At 72.3% G+C, this 17,260-nt stretch carries 16 protein-coding genes; 7 read left to right on the forward strand and 9 right to left on the reverse strand.

Translation table 11 applies throughout. The features are described from left to right. Positions 1 to 26: 26 nt before the first annotated feature. Positions 27 to 1,211, forward strand: coding sequence for an alpha/beta hydrolase (locus WAB15_RS26060; protein WP_399150193.1), 1,185 nt, complete (start codon positions 27 to 29; stop codon positions 1,209 to 1,211). 100 nt (positions 1,212 to 1,311) lie between these two features. Here WAB15_RS26060 and WAB15_RS26065 read toward each other — a convergent pair whose 3' ends face one another. Then, positions 1,312 to 3,081 (reverse strand): acetyl/propionyl/methylcrotonyl-CoA carboxylase subunit alpha, encoded by a 1,770-nt coding sequence (locus WAB15_RS26065; RefSeq protein WP_399150192.1) that lies wholly within the window; start codon positions 3,079 to 3,081, stop codon positions 1,312 to 1,314. 435 nt (positions 3,082 to 3,516) lie between these two features. Here WAB15_RS26065 and WAB15_RS26070 point away from each other — a divergent pair, with 435 nt between their 5' ends. The 4 genes from WAB15_RS26070 (at position 3,517) to WAB15_RS26085 (ending at position 9,423) form a co-directional block, all read left to right on the forward strand. Then, on the forward strand, positions 3,517 to 3,984 hold the full coding sequence (locus WAB15_RS26070) for a hypothetical protein (protein ID WP_407287737.1): 468 nt from the start codon (positions 3,517 to 3,519) through the stop codon (positions 3,982 to 3,984). 130 nt (positions 3,985 to 4,114) lie between these two features. Then, entirely contained in the window at positions 4,115 to 5,056 is a 942-nt protein-coding gene (locus tag WAB15_RS26075; RefSeq protein WP_407287738.1) for a serine/threonine protein kinase, read from the forward strand. 7 nt (positions 5,057 to 5,063) lie between these two features. Continuing rightward, complete coding sequence (locus tag WAB15_RS26080; protein ID WP_407287739.1) at positions 5,064 to 7,304, forward strand: protein kinase domain-containing protein; 2,241 nt, start codon at positions 5,064 to 5,066, stop codon at positions 7,302 to 7,304. A gap of 22 nt (positions 7,305 to 7,326) precedes the next feature. Next, positions 7,327 to 9,423 (forward strand): protein kinase domain-containing protein, encoded by a 2,097-nt coding sequence (locus WAB15_RS26085; protein WP_407287740.1) that lies wholly within the window; start codon positions 7,327 to 7,329, stop codon positions 9,421 to 9,423. Between the two features lie 153 nt (positions 9,424 to 9,576). Here WAB15_RS26085 and WAB15_RS26090 read toward each other — a convergent pair whose 3' ends face one another. Next, entirely contained in the window at positions 9,577 to 9,834 is a 258-nt protein-coding gene (locus WAB15_RS26090) for a hypothetical protein (protein WP_407289372.1), read from the reverse strand. Between WAB15_RS26090 and WAB15_RS26095 the strand changes: the two genes are divergently transcribed. After that, positions 9,785 to 10,003, forward strand: a complete 219-nt coding sequence (locus WAB15_RS26095; protein WP_407289301.1) for an SH3 domain-containing protein — start codon at positions 9,785 to 9,787, stop codon at positions 10,001 to 10,003. The two genes, WAB15_RS26090 and WAB15_RS26095, sit on opposite strands and share 50 nt — an antisense overlap. Positions 10,004 to 10,061: 58 nt before the next feature. Here WAB15_RS26095 and WAB15_RS26100 read toward each other — a convergent pair whose 3' ends face one another. From WAB15_RS26100 to WAB15_RS26130, 7 genes are all read right to left on the reverse strand, one after another. Next, on the reverse strand, positions 10,062 to 10,625 hold the full coding sequence (locus WAB15_RS26100; RefSeq protein ID WP_407287741.1) for a DJ-1/PfpI family protein: 564 nt from the start codon (positions 10,623 to 10,625) through the stop codon (positions 10,062 to 10,064). Positions 10,626 to 10,696: 71 nt separating this feature from the next. Further along, a complete protein-coding gene (locus tag WAB15_RS26105) occupies positions 10,697 to 11,527 on the reverse strand; it encodes an MOSC domain-containing protein (protein ID WP_399150187.1) in 831 nt (276 codons plus the stop codon). Between the two features lie 20 nt (positions 11,528 to 11,547). Then, positions 11,548 to 12,183 (reverse strand): nucleoside triphosphate pyrophosphatase, encoded by a 636-nt coding sequence (locus tag WAB15_RS26110; RefSeq protein WP_407287742.1) that lies wholly within the window; start codon positions 12,181 to 12,183, stop codon positions 11,548 to 11,550. Between the two features lie 35 nt (positions 12,184 to 12,218). Then, on the reverse strand, positions 12,219 to 13,703 hold the full coding sequence (locus tag WAB15_RS26115; protein WP_399150185.1) for a peptidoglycan D,D-transpeptidase FtsI family protein: 1,485 nt from the start codon (positions 13,701 to 13,703) through the stop codon (positions 12,219 to 12,221). Between the two features lie 218 nt (positions 13,704 to 13,921). Next, positions 13,922 to 14,050, reverse strand: a complete 129-nt coding sequence (mmpB, locus tag WAB15_RS26120) for a morphogenic membrane protein MmpB (RefSeq protein WP_393489502.1) — start codon at positions 14,048 to 14,050, stop codon at positions 13,922 to 13,924. Positions 14,051 to 14,276: 226 nt separating this feature from the next. Beyond that, positions 14,277 to 14,492 (reverse strand): acyl-CoA carboxylase epsilon subunit, encoded by a 216-nt coding sequence (locus WAB15_RS26125; protein ID WP_399150184.1) that lies wholly within the window; start codon positions 14,490 to 14,492, stop codon positions 14,277 to 14,279. A 14-nt stretch (positions 14,493 to 14,506) separates the two neighbouring features. Then, positions 14,507 to 16,096, reverse strand: a complete 1,590-nt coding sequence (locus WAB15_RS26130) for an acyl-CoA carboxylase subunit beta (protein WP_407287743.1) — start codon at positions 16,094 to 16,096, stop codon at positions 14,507 to 14,509. A 131-nt stretch (positions 16,097 to 16,227) separates the two neighbouring features. Between WAB15_RS26130 and WAB15_RS26135 the strand changes: the two genes are divergently transcribed. After that, positions 16,228 to 17,118 carry a biotin--[acetyl-CoA-carboxylase] ligase gene (locus WAB15_RS26135; RefSeq protein ID WP_407287744.1) on the forward strand — a complete coding sequence of 297 codons (891 nt, stop codon included), beginning with the start codon at positions 16,228 to 16,230 and terminating at the stop codon, positions 17,116 to 17,118. Positions 17,119 to 17,260: the final 142 nt, after the last annotated feature.

Raw genomic sequence — 17,260 nt, forward strand, 5'->3', positions numbered from 1 at the left:
GGCGCCGGACATCTGGGGAAAACGTCATGGGACTGACCAGCCGGTCGCTGTTGTACGCCATGGCCGCGGTCGCCGTGGTCTGCGTAGGACTCACGCTCTGGCTGTGGCCGCGGTTCGCCGGGCGCGGGCCGCGGGCGCTCCTGGGGCGGCTCGGCTCGATCGCCGCCACCCAGCTGACCATCGTGGCGGCGCTGGGCCTGGCGGTGAACGCCAACTTCCAGTTCTACGGCTCCTGGCACGAGCTGCTCGGCCTGTACGACGACGCGCCGGCCGCCGCCGGGAAGTGGGGCGACGGCGGTATGGCCGGGCCCGCCGGCGACCCGTCCAAGGGCCTGGTCCAGGCGTCGGGCCCGGACGGGCTGGACAAGGTGCACGGTCTGCCGAAGGGCCCGCCGGACCAGGTGGGCAAGGTCGAGGCGGTGCGGATCGTCGGCAAGCGGACCCGGGCGGTGGACCCGGCCTATGTCTATCTGCCGCCGCAGTACTTCCAGCCGCAGTACGCCCGCCAGCGCTTCCCCGTCATCGTCGCGCTGAGCGGCTACCCGGGCGGCACGTTCCTGCTGGCCCAGCATCTGCGGCTGCCGCAGACCGCCGCCGGGCTGATCCGCGCCGGCCGGATGCAGCCGACCGTCATCGTGATGCTGCGGCCCACCATCGCGCCGCCGCGCGACACCCAGTGCGTCGACGTGCCCGGCGGCCCGCAGGCCGAGACCTTCTTCGCCCGCGACGTCCCCGACGCCCTGAAGTCGCACTACCGGATCGGCCACGACCCCGGCGGCTGGGGTGTGCTGGGCTACTCCTCGGGCGGCTCCTGCGCCCTCCAGCTCAGCATGCGGCACGACCGCACCTACACCGCTGCGGCCGCCCTCTCGCCCGACTACAAGGTCAGCAACGATCCCACGACCGGCAACCTCTTCGGCGACGGCCGGGACCGGGTCCGCCGCCGCCAGGAGCACGATCTGGTGTGGCGGCTGCGGCATCTGCCGGCCCCGCAGGTCAGCGTCCTGGTGGGCACGAGCCGTACGGGCGAGAAGAACTACCCGGCCGCTCGGGCCTTTCTGGCCGCGGTGCGGCCGCCGATGAAGGCCGACGCCGTCGTCCTGGACCACGGCAGCCACAACTTCGCCACCTGGCGGCGCGAGGTGCCCTCCGCGCTGGAGTGGATGGACAAGCGGCTGACGTTCCCGGAGGACGTGGTGGGCAACTCGTAGCGCGGGCGCCGGCGGCGGCGCGGGGAAGGTCCCGGACACGTTCGAGGGGCTCGCGGCGGTCCACCGCCACGAGCCCCTCGAAGGTTTCGGAACTACCGGGTCAGTCCTTGATCTCGCAGATCACCGCGCCGGACGTGAGCGCGGCGCCGACCTCGGCGGTCAGGCCCTTGATGGTGCCGGAGCGGTGCGCGTTCAGCGGCTGCTCCATCTTCATCGCCTCCAGGACGACGACCAGCTCGCCCTCGGTGACCTGCTGGCCCTCCTCGACGGCGACCTTGACGATGGTGCCCTGCATCGGCGAGGCGAGCGCGTCGCCGGAGGCGGCGCTGCCGGCCTTCTTGGCGGCCTTGCGCTTGGGCTTGGCGCCACCGGCGACCGCGGCGCGGGCCAGCGGCATGCCGAGCGAGGACGGCAGCGAGACCTCCAGGCGCTTGCCGCCGACCTCGACGACGACCGTCTCACGGGTGTCGGCCTCGGACTCCTCCGCGCCGGGCGCGGCGAACGGGGCGATCTCGTTGACGAACTCGGTCTCGATCCAGCGGGTGTGGACGGTGAACGGGTCCGCGGAGCCGGTCAGTTCGGGGCCGAACGCCGGGTCCTTGACGACCGCGCGGTGGAAGGGGATGGCCGTGGCCATGCCGTCCACGTGGAACTCCGCCAGGGCACGGGCGGCGCGCTGCAGGGCCTGCGCGCGGGTGGCGCCGGTGACGACCAGCTTGGCCAGCAGGGAGTCCCAGGCCGGGCCGATGACCGAGCCGGACTCCACGCCCGCGTCCAGGCGCACGCCCGGACCGGAGGGGGCGTCGAAGCGGGTGACCGTGCCGGGTGCCGGGAGGAAGTTGCGGCCCGGGTCCTCGCCGTTGATGCGGAACTCGAAGGAGTGGCCGCGCACCGCCGGGTCGTCGTAGCCGAGCTCCTCGCCGTCGGCGATCCGGAACATCTCGCGGACCAGGTCCAGGCCGGTGACCTCCTCGGTGACCGGGTGCTCGACCTGCAGGCGGGTGTTGACCTCCAGGAAGGAGATCGTGCCGTCCTGGCCGACGAGGAACTCGCAGGTGCCGGCGCCCTCGTAGCCGGCCTCCTTGAGGATGGCCTTGGACGCGCGGTACAGCTCGGCGTTCTGCTCGTCCGTCAGGAACGGCGCGGGGGCCTCCTCCACCAGCTTCTGGTGGCGGCGCTGCAGCGAGCAGTCGCGGGTGGAGACCACGACCACGTTGCCGTGCTTGTCGGCCAGGCACTGGGTCTCGACGTGCCGCGGGCGGTCCAGGTAGCGCTCGACGAAGCACTCGCCGCGGCCGAAGGCGGCGACCGCCTCACGGACGGCCGAGTCGTACAGCTCGGGGACCTCGTCGAGGGTGCGGGCGACCTTCAGGCCGCGGCCGCCGCCACCGAACGCCGCCTTGATCGCGATGGGCAGGCCGTGCTCCTTGGCGAAGGCGACGACCTCCTCCGCGCCGGAGACCGGGTCGGGGGTGCCGGCGACCAGCGGCGCACCGGCGCGCTGGGCGATGTGCCGCGCGGCGACCTTGTCGCCGAGGTCGCGGATGGCATGCGGGGGAGGGCCGATCCAGGTCAGCCCGGCGTCCAGGACGGCCTGGGCGAACTCGGCGTTCTCGGAGAGGAAGCCGTAGCCGGGGTGGATGGCGTCCGCGCCCGAATCGGCGGCGGCGGCCAGGACCTTGGCGATGTCCAGGTAGCTGGTGGCAGGAGTGTCACCGCCCAGGGCGTAAGCCTCGTCTGCCGCGCGTACGTGCAGAGCGTCCCGGTCGGGGTCGGCGTAGACGGCTACGCTGCCGATCCCCGCGTCCCGGCATGCACGGGCAACGCGAACAGCGATTTCGCCACGGTTGGCGATGAGCACCTTGCGCACGATGGGTCCTTCCTTGGCGCTTCGCCGCATCAATAGGGATGCGGCGATTTTAGGGACTGGCGACACCGCGTGCCGACCCGTTCCCTGGGGTGAGCTTTCCCACACGGAGTGTGCCCGGAGCGCCAGTGAGGGACCTAAGTCCCCTGGTATCCCAGGGTAGGCCCGGATCCACGGGCTCCGGAGCGAGACGCGGTGTGGCCTAGGTCTCGAACTTCCGGGATCCAGCGGATCGTCAATTCTTTGTGGAGTCCCTACGAATGGCCGAAGAAAACTTTGCCGCCGGCTCCGTCCGTCGGCGTGCCGCCGGACCGTCGCCCGCAGTCGTCCGCACCCACTCGCGCAGAACCCTTGCCCTGGCTATTACCCATTAGTAGCGTGCCCGATGTCTTTGTACTCGCGGTAACGGATGTCTTCCGGAAGTGGGTGGGCGGGGTGATGGCACGACGACCGGTGGCGGCGGCCGCAGCGGTGGTACTGATCCTGGAGGCCTTCGGGATCGTGCTGCTCAACTGGATCCTGAGCATCGTCGTGGACCGGCAGCAGATGTCGCTGGCGGGGCTGCAGCCCCGCGCGATGTCCGCCGGCTCCTGGATAGGCGGCGTCCTCTTCGGGCTCTACCTCCTGTTCTGCGCCGCCGTCCTGATCCGCACCGCGGTGCGCGACCGCGCCCCGGGCGGCTTCGCCCGTATCGCCCTGATCGGTGCCGCCGTGGTGCACGGTCTGCTGGGCGCCTTCGCCGTCGGCCTGGTCGGCTGGGTCGCCTTCCTCGCGATGAGCGTCGTGCTGGGGCTGATCGTGCTGACGCTGGTGGCGTACGGGGAGGGCCGTAGCGGGCAGGAGAGCGACGGCGGCCCCGAGGGCGCCCCGAACGGGCCGCCGGCGGCGGCGCCCGGCACGGTCTGAAAGCACCCCCACCGGCACCCGCCCCGCGCCCGAACTCCCCGCTCCCCGGCTCCGGTCGACACCCCCTGAGGCCCCGCGACACGCCCGGGTTAGGCTCAGCGCGCTGTGTCGTCGACGGGGGATGGTGCGCATGCAGGCGTCAGTTGCGGCTGCCGGAGCGCGAACGGGCGCGCCGGTCTTCATCGGCCCGTACGCGGTGCTGGGCCGGCTGGACGACGAGGCGTCCCAGGTACCCGTACCCGAGCGGCGGTTCATCGGGCGGAGCGCGGACGGCGACCGCACGGTCCTGGTCGGGCTGCCGCTCCCCGGAGCCGACCCCGGCCGGTTCCTGGCCGAGGCGGAGGCCTCCCGCTATCTGCTCGGACCGTGGTCCGCCCCGGTCGCCGAGCTCGCCGCGCCCGGTGACGCGCCCTGGCACGCCCGCCCGTACGTCCCGGTGGTCCCGCTGCCGGCCGCACTCGCCGTGCACGGCCGCCCGCTGCCCGAACGCACCGTGCGGGCCCTGGGCGCCGCCCTCGTGGAGACCCTGATCATCGGGCACGGGCAGGGGCTGAGCCACGCCGGAGTCTCGCCCGCGGCCGTACTGCTGGCGGCGGACGGGCCCCGGCTCACCTGCTTCGGGGCGGTACGCGCCGCGGCCGCGGACGGCACCGCGCGCTCCGGGCTGCCGGGCCTGGAGTCCGGGACCCTGCCGCCGGAGCAGGCAGCCGGCGGGCACCCGCAGCCGGCGGGCGACATCTACGCCCTGGGTGCGACCCTCGCCTACGCCGCGACCGGCCATACCGTGCCGGAACGGGAGGAGTTGCCGGCCGCCCTGCGGTCCGTCGTCTCGGCCTGCCTGTCCCGGGATCCGGCCGCCCGGCCGCGTCCGGCGGAGCTGCTGGACGCGCTCAGCCCGATCACCGCGCACCCCGGCGCGGGCGCCGACACCGCCGGCAACCCCGCCGAGCGGGCCGCCGCCGCGCTCGGCCCCGGCTGGCTGCCCGGCCGGATCATCGCGGCCCTGGCCCGCCAGTCGGCCGGGCTGCTCGCCGCGACCCTTCCGCCTCCGCCCGCCGCACGCCAGGACTGACACCGCCATGCCCTCGCCCCTGACCCACGACGACCCGCACGGCTTCGGCCCCTACCGCCTCATCGCCCGGCTGGGCAGCGGCGGGATGGGCACCGTCTACCTGGCGCGCTCGCCGGGCGGCCGGACCGTGGCGGTCAAGACCATGCACGCCCGGATCGCCACCGAGGCCGCCTTCCGCACCCGCTTCCGGCTGGAGGCGGACGCCGCCCGGGTCATCGGCGGACGCCACGGCGCCCAGGTCGTCGAGGCCGATCCGCTCGCCGAAACCCCCTGGATCGCCACCGAGTACGTCCTCGGCCCGCCGCTGGACGAGGCGGTGGAGCTGGCCGGCCCGCTGCCCGAGGCGTCCGTACGGGCCCTGGGGGCCGCGCTGTGCGGGGCGCTCGGCCAGCTGCACGGCTCCGATGTCGTGCACCGCGACCTCAAACCGTCGAACATCATGGTCACCGCCCACGGCCCGAAGGTCATCGACTTCGGTATCGCCCGCGCCCTGGGCGACGACCGGCTGACCCATACCGGCGCCGCGGTCGGCACCCCCGCGTTCATGTCGCCGGAGCAGGCGACCGGCGGGGAACACACCCCGGCCGGGGACGTCTTCGCGCTCGCCGGGGTCCTGGTCTTCGCCGCCACCGGCCACGGTCCGTTCGGCGACGGGCGGCCCGCGGACCTGCTGTACCGGGTCACCTACGGCGAACCCGACCTCACCGGCACCCCCGCCGCCCTCGCCCCGATCCTGGCCGGCTGCCTGGCCAAGGACCCCGCCCAGCGCCCGACCACCGCCGAGCTGTCGGCCCGGCTGCACGACGGCGGCGGCGAGTTCGCCGACCTGCTGCCGGACGCGGTGCTCGCGGAGATCGGGCGGCGGGCGAGCGAGGTCTGGCAGGTCGTGCCGCAGCGGCTGCCCGCACCGGCCGACCAGCCGGAGACCGTGCCGATGGCCGACGTGCCCGCCGCGGGCGGCCTCTCCCGCCGGGGGCTGCTGATGGCCGGCGCGGGGTCGGTGCTCGGCGTGGCGGGAGCCGGGGCGGGGGTGTGGGCCGTGCTGGGGCAGGACGCGCCGGCGCCGGGCCCCGGCACCGGGCCCGGGTACACCAAGCCGAAGCCGGGGCCGAGCGTCGGCGCGCTGAAGAAGAAAAAGCTGGACTCGGTGTGGCAGAAGCAGACCGGTGGTCCCGATGACGACCAGAACCCCGAAGTGCCCATGGTCGCCGGCGACCAGGTCGTCCTGGTGGCGGGCGCCGAGGCGCGCGGAGTGGACCCGAAGTCCGGTGAGTCAGCGTGGACGTTCTCGCTGTTTGCGGACGACTCCTGGCAGGTCGCCTCGGACGGCGAGCGCGTCTACCAGATCCTGCGGGTCGAGAACGGGCAGGACCTGATGACGAAGACCGTCTCGTGGTTCCTCGCCCCCGTGGACCTCCGTACGGGCAAGGCGGGCACGCGCATCGCCCCGGTGTCGGACTCCCGGCACAACGGCATTATCAGCCGGCTGCTGGCGGTCGCCGACGCCACCGCCTACCTGGCGATCTCGCACGGGAAGGTCAAGTCGCACGAGCGCCTGTCGCGCTGGTCCGTGACAGCGGTGGATCTGGCCTCGGGGCGCCGGAAGTGGACGGACCCGGTGCCGTTCCACCCCGCTAAGAGCGACGACAACCACTTCCTCTCCGCCAAGGCGTCCGGCAACCGCCTGGTCCTCCTCCAGCAGATGAACGACGGCAAGGTCAGGATCGTCGCCCGTGACACCCGCACCGGGAAGGTCGCCTGGGACAAGCCGTGGGACGGCGCCGACTCGCGGTACGTGAGGGACCCGCTCGCGGTCGACGGCCGGCACCTCTACCTGGGCTACGGCCCGTTGCGGGCGCTGCGGCTCAGCGACGGCGGACAGGCGTGGGACACCTCCTCCGTGCGCCCCAAGAAGACGTACGGACCGGCGGTCCTCAAGGGCGGTGCGGTGTACGCGGTGGAGAAGGGCCTCGGCCTGGTGTCGTACGGCGCCGGCGGCGGCAAGCCGCGGTGGGCGGAGAAGAGCGCGGAGGGCCCGCGGGCGGACCACGTCGTACGGCCCGTGATCGGCTCCGAGTACGCCTACACCTACAGCGACACCGACAAGGTCCTCCGGGCCGTCGGCCTCGCCTCGCGCACCACCGAGCAGCTGTACACCACCAGCGGGACCCGCTTCGTCGCCCACGAGAAGAGCCGGATGGTCATCGCGTCCGGTCCCCACTTCCTCGCTGGCTTCCCCCTCCGCTGAACTCCCCGGAAAGACACCGCCCATGAAACCCCTCGGCACCGGCGACCCGCTCCGCCTCGGCCCCTACCGCCTGCTCGGTGTGCTCGGCGAGGGAGGTATGGGCAAGGTCTACGTCGGCCAGGACGCCGAAGGCACCGTCGCCGCGGTCAAGGTGCTGCGGCCCGAACTCACCGGCGAAGCGAACCTCGCGCAGCGCTTCGTCCGCGAGGCACAGGCGGCGACGGCCGTGGTGAGCAAGGGCGTGGCACGCGTGCTGGGCACGGACACCGAGGGCGGCCGTCCGTGGATCGCTACCGAGTTCCTGGCCGGACCGACCCTCGACGAGGCCGTCGCGGCGTACGGCCCCTTCGACGAACCGACCGTACGCGCCCTTGCCGCCTCGATCGCGCGCACCCTGACGGACATTCACGCCACCGGCCTGGTCCACCGCGACCTCAAGCCCCCGAACATCGTCCTGACGTCGAGCGGCCCGCGGGTCATCGACTTCGGCATCGCCCGCCCCGAGCACGGTCTGACCCTCACCACCACCGGCCAGGTCCCGGTCACCCCCGGCTACGGCGCCCCCGAGCAGGTCCTGGGCCGCCGTGCCGCGGCGCCCGCCGACGTCTTCTCCCTGGGCGCGGTCCTCGTCCACGCGGCGAGCGGCCACCGGGCCTTCGACGGCGCCCACATCGCCGCCCTCCAGTACAAGGTCGTCCACGACGAACCCGACCTGGACGGCGTCCCGGAAGCGCTGCGGCCGCTCATCGTCCCCTGCCTGGCCAAGGACCCGGCCGTCCGCCCCACGCCCGCCCAGATCGCCGCGGCCTTCGCGCCGCCGCGGGGGGCCGAACGGGGCTGGCGGCGCGGTCCGGTGAGCCAGGCGATCAAGGAGCGGGAGAACAGCCTCCACGAGCTGACCACCACGGTCATGGCGGGGGCGGGCCCCCAACAGGTGACGCGGCGCCGGCTGCTCACCGGCCTGGCCGCGGGCGGGGTGGTCCTCGCCGCGGGCGGCGGCGCGGCGGCCGCCTGGTGGCCGCGCTCACCGAAGCAGCCCAAGAAGAAGGTCGACCTCTTCGCCTTCCCGCCCGCAGTCAGGACGCCCATGGCGCACGTGCTGAACCCGGACGACGGTGACATGATCATCGGCGGGTCCCCCAAGGAGCTGTGGACCGTGCACAGCCTCGCCGAGGACACCCCCGCGCCCCTGCCCGTCCGGGACGTCATCGTCTTCGGCACGGCCGGCGGGGGGCTCGCCGCCCACAACGTCGTGGACGGCAAACGCCGTTGGGCCGTCCAGGACCTCAAGGCCACCGGCCGCTACGTCTCCCTCTCGGACCGGCTGATCGCGGCCGTCGACGCCAAGGGGACGCTGCGCACCTTCGTTCCCTCCACGGGGGAACCGCGGTGGACGGCCGACGTCGACGCCGAGCAGCTGTTGGCCGCGGACGACGAGGCGGTCTACCTCGTGACCAAGGACCACCGGTTGCGGGCGGTCGGGCGGTCCGATGCGAAGGTCCGCTGGACGGTACGGCCCCCCGACGGCTATCGCGGCACGCTCGCCCCGACGGGCGTGGCCGCCGGCGGCCGGCTGGTCGTCTCCACCGACAAGGGAGACGTGCTCGCCTTCGCCACCTCCGACGGCCATCGGGTCTGGGATCTGCGCAACCAGTGGGACGGCGTGATCCGCCCGGCAGTCCACGGCTCGACCGTCTACCTCAACGGCCGCACGCTCACGGCCCGGAGACTGGCCGACGGCAAGGAACTATGGAAGGTCGAGGCGCGGGACGCGGCCTGGCACAAGCACCAGGACTGGGGCCCGGCGACCCCGTACGACGACGATCTGCTCTACGCCACGCACGGCAACTGGGCCCGGAAGATCAAGCGCAGCGACGGCAGCAAGATCATCGAGTGTCGTGGGACGGCCGATCTCAGTCGCCCGGTGCTCACTCAGGGAAACGGTGTCTGGTTCATCGACGAGGACATCTGGAACCAGGTCAACGCGGTGGACCAACGGACCGGCTACCCCGTGTGGGAGTACGAACTCCCCAAGGCCGAACGCCGCTGGCTGGCGGCCGACGGCAACCGCGTCTTCGTCATGAACGACAACTCGCTCTACGCGTTGCCGGTGTTCTGATGCCCGGCCCCGGCCCGGCCCCGGCGTTCTCGGATGTCTTCGCTCCTTCTCGGCCGGTGCGACTACCCTGTGATGATCATGCTGGGCAGATCTGAACGGCGGCCACGCCTGAAGTTCGGTGCACCGCTGATCTGCGGGATGAATCGACGTCAACTATGAGGGGGACAGCATGGTGAGGAAGACGCGGGTGAGGGTTGCCGCCCTCACGTCGGCGCTGATCGGAACCACCTTGACCAGCGGCATCGCGGTGGCGAGCACTCCTGCCCCGGCAGCCGCCCGCACCGTCCAGGCGGCCGGTGCGACTGCTTCGGCGGCCGCGTCACAGGCCCGCAGGCCGCTTCCGGTAAGGACGCTGGAGGCAGTGACACTGCGGGCGAAGCCGTCGAGCCGCTCCGCTGCCTTGGGAGTCATCCCCAAGGGCGTGAGGCTCATGGCCTATGAGCCCGAGGCCAGCGGGATGTACCACGCCTGCGGGAAAGCGGGAAACAAGTGGTTTCGCGTGGGGAAGGACGGCACTGACATCAACGGTTGGGTCGTTGCCAACTGCCTCAAGTTCCCCCCGCCGCCGCTGCCTCGATGAACCTTGTTGATCGCCGGCCACGGGCGGTCGGGGCCCTGGTACCCCGACCGCCCGACCGCTACTTCACCGGCGCATCCGCCCGCAGCACCTCCATGAACGCCCGCATCCAGTCCGGGTGGTCGGGCCAGGCGCGGGCGGAGACGACCTTGCCGTCGACGACGGCCGAGGCGTCGACGAATTCGCCGCCGCCCATCTCCACGTCCGGTGCGCAGGCCGGGTAGGCGGCGGTGCGGCGGCCCTTGAGGACGCCGAGGGGGGCGAGGGTGGTGGCCGCGTGGCAGATGTGGGCGACGGGCTTGTCGGCGTCGAAGAAGTGGGTGACGACGCGGCGGTAGTCGGAGTCGTTGCGCAGGTACTCGGGGGCCCGGCCGCCCGGGAGGACCAGCCCGGCGTAGTCGGCCGGGTCGACCTCGGACAGGGCGAGGTCGGACGGCCAGGAGTGGCCCGGCCGTTCGATGTAGGTGTCGAAGTTGTCGACGAAGTCGTGCACGACGAACTGCAGCTTCTTGCGCGACGGGGCCGCGATGCGGACCTCGTAGCCTTCCTCCAGCAGCCGCTGGTACGGGTAGAAGAACTCCAGGTCCTCGGTGGCGTCGCCGGCGATGAGCAGGATCTCGGGCATGCTGCGCACTCCTCGTGGGGTCGGGCGGACCGGTGTGATCCGGCTGATCGGGTCGATCAGGCCGTATCGGATCAATCGGTTCCCCACGCCGTGACGTTGAATGCATCGCCCACCGCCGGCCGTCCGGTTCGCAGCACGGAGAACTTCGCGCCGAAGGCGACCCCGCCCTCGGGGATGCGGCGGTAGGAGGCGAGGGTGCGCAGCGGTTCGGGTCCGGCTTTGGTGCCGGTGCGCTGGTCGACGAGGGTGACGGCGCAGCGCACGGCGAGCTTGGTGAAGCCCAGTTCGCCGTCGCCGAGGGTGATCCGGCGGGCCCGGTCCTCGGTCTGGGGCTCCCGCCATCCGTCGACGACGATGTTCGGCCGGAAGCGCTCCATCGCGACCGGGGCCCGTCCGGCGGCGGTGATACGGGAGTTGAGGTCGTCGAGGGAGGCGAGGGACAGGACGTGGACGGCGCTGCTGTCGGCGAAGCCGGAGGTGCCGGGGGTGCACCCGTCGGTGACCCGGTCGTGCTCCGGCGGTACCCGCACGAGCCGGCTGGGCGCGCCGAGCACCTCGGACAGCCAGCCGGCCGCCGCCTCCCCCTGGTCGACGGCGCGGTACGGCGTGCCGAACATCTCGACGCCGACCCGGGCCGCGGACCCGGTGCCGTAGGCGATCTCATACGTCAGGGGGGCGATTCCCGGCGCGGACAGGGTGAGTTCGGTGCCCTTGGCGCCGACCTCGGGGCGTATGACCGCGAGGGTGGGGTCGGTGCGCTGGCTGCGGAAGACGCCGTCCTCGCCGACGACCATGAAGCTGCGGTCGTGGGCGAGGCCGGCCCGGGTGAGCTCCACCGAGGCCGCCGGGGTGCCGGCGCAGCCCTTGACGGGGTAGCTGATCAGTTCGACGACGGTTGCCATGCGATCAGCCTATGAGGGCTTCAGGTCCACAGCTGGGTGATCGCCACGTCCAGGTCCGCGAGCAGGCGGCGCAGCAGCGGCAGGGACAGGCCGATGACGTTGCCGGGGTCGCCGTCGATGCCGTCGACGAAGGGGGCGGAGCGGCCGTCGAGGGTGAAGGCGCCGGCGACGAAGAGCGGCTCGCCGCTCGCGACGTACGCGGCGATCTCGTCGTCCGTGGGCTCGCCGAAGCGGACCGTGGTGGAGGCGGTGGCGGACACCTCGCGGCCGTCGGTGGTGTCGATGACGCAGTGGCCGGTCCGCAGGACGCCGGAGCGGCCGCGCATGGACTTCCAGCGGGCGGTGGCGTCCTCGGCGTCGGCGGGCTTGCCCAGCGCCCGGCCGTCCAGCTCCAGGACCGAGTCGCAGCCGACGACCAGCGCGCCCGCGGCCTCCGGGCGGGCGGCGACGGCCGCGGCCTTCGCCTCGGCCAGGACGCGGGCCAGCTCGCCGGGCGTGGCCGCGGTCAGCGCGTCCTCGTCGACGCCGCTGACGATGACCTCGGGCGCCAGCCCGGCCTGGCGCAGCAGGGCCAGCCGGGCCGGGGACTGGGAGGCCAGGACGAGGCGGCGGGGGCGGGTGGGGGAGTGGGGCTGCTCTTCGGTCATGGGCGCCATCGTACGGAGCCGCCGCCGGCCCGGGTACGGCCGGACTACTTGCCCAGGACCGCCTGCATGACCTGCTTGGCGATGGGGCCGCCCAGCTTGCCGCCGGCGATCTCGGCGCGGGGGATGTCCATGTCCTTGGGGTCGACGAAGACGGCGACCGCCACCGGGGAGGAGCCGTCGCTCTGCTTGGCGTAGGAGACGAACCAGGCGTAGGGGCGTTCGTCGTTGACATTCGCGCCGTGCTGGGCGGTGCCGGTCTTGCCGCCGACCGTCACGCCGTCGATCTTGGCCTTGTCGGCCGTGCCCTTCTCGACGGTGTACTCCATCATCTGCTGCACCTTCTTGGCGGTGTCGGCGGAGACGGCCTGGGACATCATCTTCGGTTCGAACTTCTCGATCGTCGACAGGTCGGAGCCGCGCACCTCGTCGACGATGTGCGGCATCATCAGCTTGCCGTCGTTGGCGAGCCCCGCCGCCACCATCGCCATCTGCATCGGCGTGCTGGTCAGGCTGCCCTGGCCCATGCCGGTCAGCGCGGTCTGCGGCTTGTCGAGCTTGTCCGGGTAGAGGCTCTTGGTGGCCAGCAGGTCCCCGAAGTCCTTGTCGTAGACGTCGGAGTTGAAGCCGAACTTCTCCGCGGTCTCGCGCATCTTGTCCTTGCCGACCTTCAGCGCGGTGTCCAGGAAGACGTTGTTGCACGACCACTGCATACCGGTCTTGAGGGAGGCCTTGTCGCAGGGCGCGCCCGCGACGTCGTTGCCGATCTTCGTCGTGCTCAGCGGCAGCTGGTAGGGGGCGGGGGCGCCCGAGGGGGCGTCGATGTCGCTGACCACCCCGTGCTCCAGGGCGGCGGCCGCGGTGAGGATCTTGAAGGTGGAGCCGGGGGCGAAGGTCTCGCGCAGCGCCCGGTTGCTCAGCGGCTTGGTCTTGTCGTCGTCCAGCGCCTTGAACTTCCCGCTCTCGGCGTTGGAGATGCCGGCGAAGACCGACGGGTCGTAGGAGGGGGTGGAGGCCAGCGCGAGGACCTTGCCGTTGCGCGGGTCGAGGGCGACCACCGCGCCCTTGGCGTTGAGGTCGGTCAGGCCCTTGTAGGCGGCTTTCTGCGCCTTGGGGTCGATGGTGGTGATCACATCACCGCCGCGCGGCTTCTCCCCGGTCAGGATGTCCTTGGCGCGCTTGAGCGCGAGCCGGTCGTCCTTGCCGCTGAGCACCTTGTTGTAGATGCCCTCCAGGAAGGTCGTGCCCTGGGCCTGCGAGGCGAAGCCGGTGACCGGGGCGTACATCGGGCCGTCCTTGTACGTCCGCTTGTACTTGAAGTCGCCGGAGGTCGCCACGGAACCGGTGATCGGCTGGCCGCCGACGATGATGTTGCCGCGGGGGTAGGAGAACGCCTCGATCTTCACCCGGCGGTTGTGGGGGTCGTTGGCCAGCTCGTCGGCCTGGACGAACTGGACCCAGGTCGCGCGGGCCAGCAGGGCCAGTACCAACGCCCCGCAGAAGACGGCTATATGCCTCAGCGGCCTGTTCATCGCTCTCCCACTCCCCATCGGCGGCGCCGGTCCGGGCGGCTCGGCGCCCCGACCGCGCTACGCCCGAATTGCGGCTCTTCGAGAGTGAAAGATGAGATTCCGGCGGCTGCGGTTGCAGGGGGGAACTGTGAGGGTCGCCTCGCGCGGCACGGGAACGGGGGCCGGGAGCGGCCCGCGGGGCGTTCTGCGGAGCGGCCGACGGGGGCGGCGCGGCGCGGTCATCTCCCGGAGAGCAGGAACATCAGCACCACCGCGGCCACGGCCAGCACGATGCCCATCCGGCGGAGCTTGGCCTGCACATCACGCAGCTCCTCGGGCGGCTCATCGGGCGGATCGGACCACAGCATGTATCGATCCTGTGCCCGTCGCGCCCGCGGCGCCTGAGTACGCGTACTCAGGCGCCGCGGTCCGAAGGACTAGTCAGTGCACCATGCACCGACCCGATCCGGCCGGTGGTCGGGTGCTCCCGGCCGGTCGGCGCGGCGGCCAGTAGACGGCAACCCTCGACTCGACGAACGATCACCGCGCCCACAACGTGAACGGCAACCGACGACGGCTCCTGCCCCGGTCCGGCTAACGGGGCCAGAAGCTCGTCCGCCACGCCCGCGGACCGGGGTGCGGCACCCGGGCGCGCGCCGGGATCGTGGACGCCGGATCGGACCACTCGCTGCCGGGGGCGCCGCCCTCGGCAGCGGCGCCGGCGGCGACCGCCGCGGCACGGGCCTGCACCACCGCCAGTGCGGCGGCCAGCTCCTCAGGTGTCGGATTGCCCCGTACGACCTTGATCATCTGCGTCCACCCTCCTACAGCGGGATGTTGCCGTGCTTCTTCGGCGGCAGCGCCTCGCGCTTGTTGCGCAGCGCGCGCAGCCCGCGGACGATGTGCCGGCGCGTCTCGGACGGCTCGATCACCGCGTCGACATAGCCGCGCTCGGCCGCCACGTACGGGTTGAGCAGGGCGTCCTCGTACTCCTGGATCAGCTCCTGGCGGCGGGTGTCCTGCGCGGCGGGGTCCTCGATGGCGGCCAGGGTGCGGCGGTGCAGGATGTTGACCGCGCCCTGCGCGCCCATCACCGCGATCTGCGCGGTCGGCCAGGCCAGGTTCAGGTCGGCACCCAGGTGCTTGGAGCCCATGACGTCGTACGCGCCGCCGAACGCCTTGCGGGTGATGACCGTGATCAGCGGGACCGTCGCCTCCGCGTACGCGTAGATCAGCTTGGCGCCGCGCCGGATGATCCCGTCGTACTCCTGGTCCGTCCCCGGCAGGAAGCCCGGCACGTCCACGAACGTCAGCACCGGGATGTTGTACGCGTCGCAGGTGCGCACGAACCGCGCGGCCTTCTCCGAGGCCTTGATGTCCAAGATGCCGGCGAACTGCATCGGCTGGTTGGCGACCACACCGACCGAATGGCCCTCGACCCGCCCGAAGCCGGTGACGATGTTCGGCGCGAACAGCGCCTGGGTCTCCAGGAACTCGCCGTCGTCCAGGACGTGCTCGATCGCCGTGACCATGTCGTACGGCTGGTTCGCCGAGTCCGGGACGAGGGCGTCCAGCTCGCGGTCGTAGTCCGAGGTCGTAAGGTCCGCCTCCTCGGGGAAGACCGGCGGCTCGGAGAGGTTGTTGGACGGCAGGTAGGACAGCAGACCCTTGACGTAGTCGATGGCGTCCTTCTCGTCGCCCGCCATGTGGTGCGCCACGCCCGAGGTGGTGTTGTGCGTCCGCGCGCCGCCCAGCTCCTCGAAGCCCACGTCCTCGCCGGTGACGGTCTTGATGACGTCCGGGCCGGTGATGAACATGTGCGAGGTCTGGTCGACCATGACGGTGAAGTCGGTGATGGCGGGGGAGTAGACCGCGCCGCCCGCGCAGGGCCCGACGATCAGTGAGATCTGTGGAATGACGCCCGACGCGTGGGTGTTGCGGCGGAAGATCTCGCCGTACATGCCCAGCGAGACCACGCCCTCCTGGATGCGCGCGCCGCCGGAGTCGTTGATGCCGATGACCGGGCAGCCGGTCTTGAGCGCGAAGTCCATCACCTTGACGATCTTCTCGCCGAAGACCCCGCCGAGCGCCCCGCCGAAGACCGTGAAGTCCTGGGAGAAGACGGCCACCGGGCGGCCGTCGACCGTGCCGTAGCCGGTCACCACGCCGTCGCCGTACGGGCGGTTCTTCTCCAGCCCGAAGTTGGTCGACCGGTGCCGCGCGAACTCGTCCAGCTCGACGAACGAGCCCTCGTCCAGCAGCAGATCGATGCGCTCACGCGCCGTCAGCTTCCCCTTGGCGTGCTGCTTTTCCACCGCGCGGGCGGAACCGGCGTGCGTGGCTTCGTCGACCCGCCGCTGCAGATCCGCCAGTTTGCCCGCGGTGGTGTGGATGTTTGCTTCCGGTTCGGACATCGGGATGCGGCTCCTGCTCGTCCTGGACTGGTGCTCGTACTGAGGGTGGTACGTGTATGGCTACCGACTCGTAGCGTATCGGCGGGGCTGCTCAGCGGCACTGCGTCGTTGACCACACCTAGGCTGGTGCCATGACGCCTCAACCACCGGGAAACCGGGACAAAGACGCCGGCCGCTGGAGCGATCTGGGCCGTCCCCCGCTGAACGCCACCGCGCTGCGTCGCGCCCTCGTGCGCCCCGGCGCCCTGTGGACCGCCTTGGACGTCGTCCCCGCCACCGGCTCCACCAACACCGACCTGGCCGAGCGCGCGGCCGGGGGAGCGGCCGAGGGCGCCATCCTGGTGGCCGAGGAGCAGTCCGCCGGCCGCGGCCGCCTCGACCGCACCTGGTCGGCGCCGCCGCGCTCCGGGCTGTTCTTCTCCGTCTACCTCACCCCCCGTGTGCCCGTCGAGCGCTGGGGCTGGCTCCCGCTGCTGGCCGGGGTGGCCACCGCCACCGCGCTGTCGCGTACGGCCGGCGTCGACACCGCACTCAAGTGGCCCAACGACCTCCTGGTCGCGGTCGACGGCGCCGAGCGCAAGGCCGGCGGCATCCTGGCCGAGCGGGCCGCGGACGGCGTAGTCGTCGGCATCGGCCTCAACGTCACCCTCACCGCCGACGAACTGCCCGTTCCCGGCGCGGGCTCCCTGGCCCTGGCCGGCGCCCGCACCACCGACCGCGACCCGCTGCTGCGCGCCGTACTGCGCTCCCTGGACCACTGGTACGGCGAGTGGCAGACCACCAACGGCGACCCCGCGGCCAGCCGGCTCCAGGAGGCCTACGCGGCCGGCTGCGCCACACTGGGCCGTACGGTGCGGGCCGAACTCCCCGGCGGCACCGAGATCGTCGGCGAGGCGGTGGCCATCGACGGCGACGGCCGCCTGGTCCTGGCCACGGCCGACGGCGTACAGCAGCCGGTGGGCGCGGGCGACATCATCCATCTGCGCCCGGCCGGAGGGGACGCCCCCGAATACCCGAAGTGACTCGCCGAGCCCGAGGGGGGCCGGCACGGTGAGCACGGCACACCCCTGCCGTACCGACCGCAACCCCCCACGGCTCCGCCTCGGGTCACCACCGCGTACCCGACACAGCGAGCACGGCACACCCCTGCCGTACCGACCGCAA

This window comes from Streptomyces sirii (assembly GCF_045690365.1).
Lineage (GTDB): Bacteria > Actinomycetota > Actinomycetes > Streptomycetales > Streptomycetaceae > Streptomyces > Streptomyces sirii.

Excerpts from the sequence above, each read along its gene's own strand:
- WAB15_RS26060 (WP_399150193.1), top strand. The coding sequence starts at position 27 with ATGGGACTGACCAGCCGGTCGCTGTTGTACGCCATGGCCGCGGTCGCC.
- WAB15_RS26070 (WP_407287737.1), top strand. The coding sequence starts at position 3,517 with ATGGCACGACGACCGGTGGCGGCGGCCGCAGCGGTGGTACTGATCCTG.
- WAB15_RS26075 (WP_407287738.1), top strand. The coding sequence starts at position 4,115 with ATGCAGGCGTCAGTTGCGGCTGCCGGAGCGCGAACGGGCGCGCCGGTC.
- WAB15_RS26080 (WP_407287739.1), top strand. The coding sequence starts at position 5,064 with ATGCCCTCGCCCCTGACCCACGACGACCCGCACGGCTTCGGCCCCTAC.
- WAB15_RS26085 (WP_407287740.1), top strand. The coding sequence starts at position 7,327 with ATGAAACCCCTCGGCACCGGCGACCCGCTCCGCCTCGGCCCCTACCGC.
- WAB15_RS26090 (WP_407289372.1), bottom strand. The coding sequence starts at position 9,834 with ATGACTCCCAAGGCAGCGGAGCGGCTCGACGGCTTCGCCCGCAGTGTC.
- WAB15_RS26100 (WP_407287741.1), bottom strand. The coding sequence starts at position 10,625 with ATGCCCGAGATCCTGCTCATCGCCGGCGACGCCACCGAGGACCTGGAG.
- WAB15_RS26105 (WP_399150187.1), bottom strand. The coding sequence starts at position 11,527 with ATGGCAACCGTCGTCGAACTGATCAGCTACCCCGTCAAGGGCTGCGCC.
- WAB15_RS26110 (WP_407287742.1), bottom strand. The coding sequence starts at position 12,183 with ATGGCGCCCATGACCGAAGAGCAGCCCCACTCCCCCACCCGCCCCCGC.
- WAB15_RS26115 (WP_399150185.1), bottom strand. The coding sequence starts at position 13,703 with ATGAACAGGCCGCTGAGGCATATAGCCGTCTTCTGCGGGGCGTTGGTA.
- mmpB (WP_393489502.1), bottom strand. The coding sequence starts at position 14,050 with ATGCTGTGGTCCGATCCGCCCGATGAGCCGCCCGAGGAGCTGCGTGAT.
- WAB15_RS26125 (WP_399150184.1), bottom strand. The coding sequence starts at position 14,492 with ATGATCAAGGTCGTACGGGGCAATCCGACACCTGAGGAGCTGGCCGCC.
- WAB15_RS26130 (WP_407287743.1), bottom strand. The coding sequence starts at position 16,096 with ATGTCCGAACCGGAAGCAAACATCCACACCACCGCGGGCAAACTGGCG.
- WAB15_RS26135 (WP_407287744.1), top strand. The coding sequence starts at position 16,228 with ATGACGCCTCAACCACCGGGAAACCGGGACAAAGACGCCGGCCGCTGG.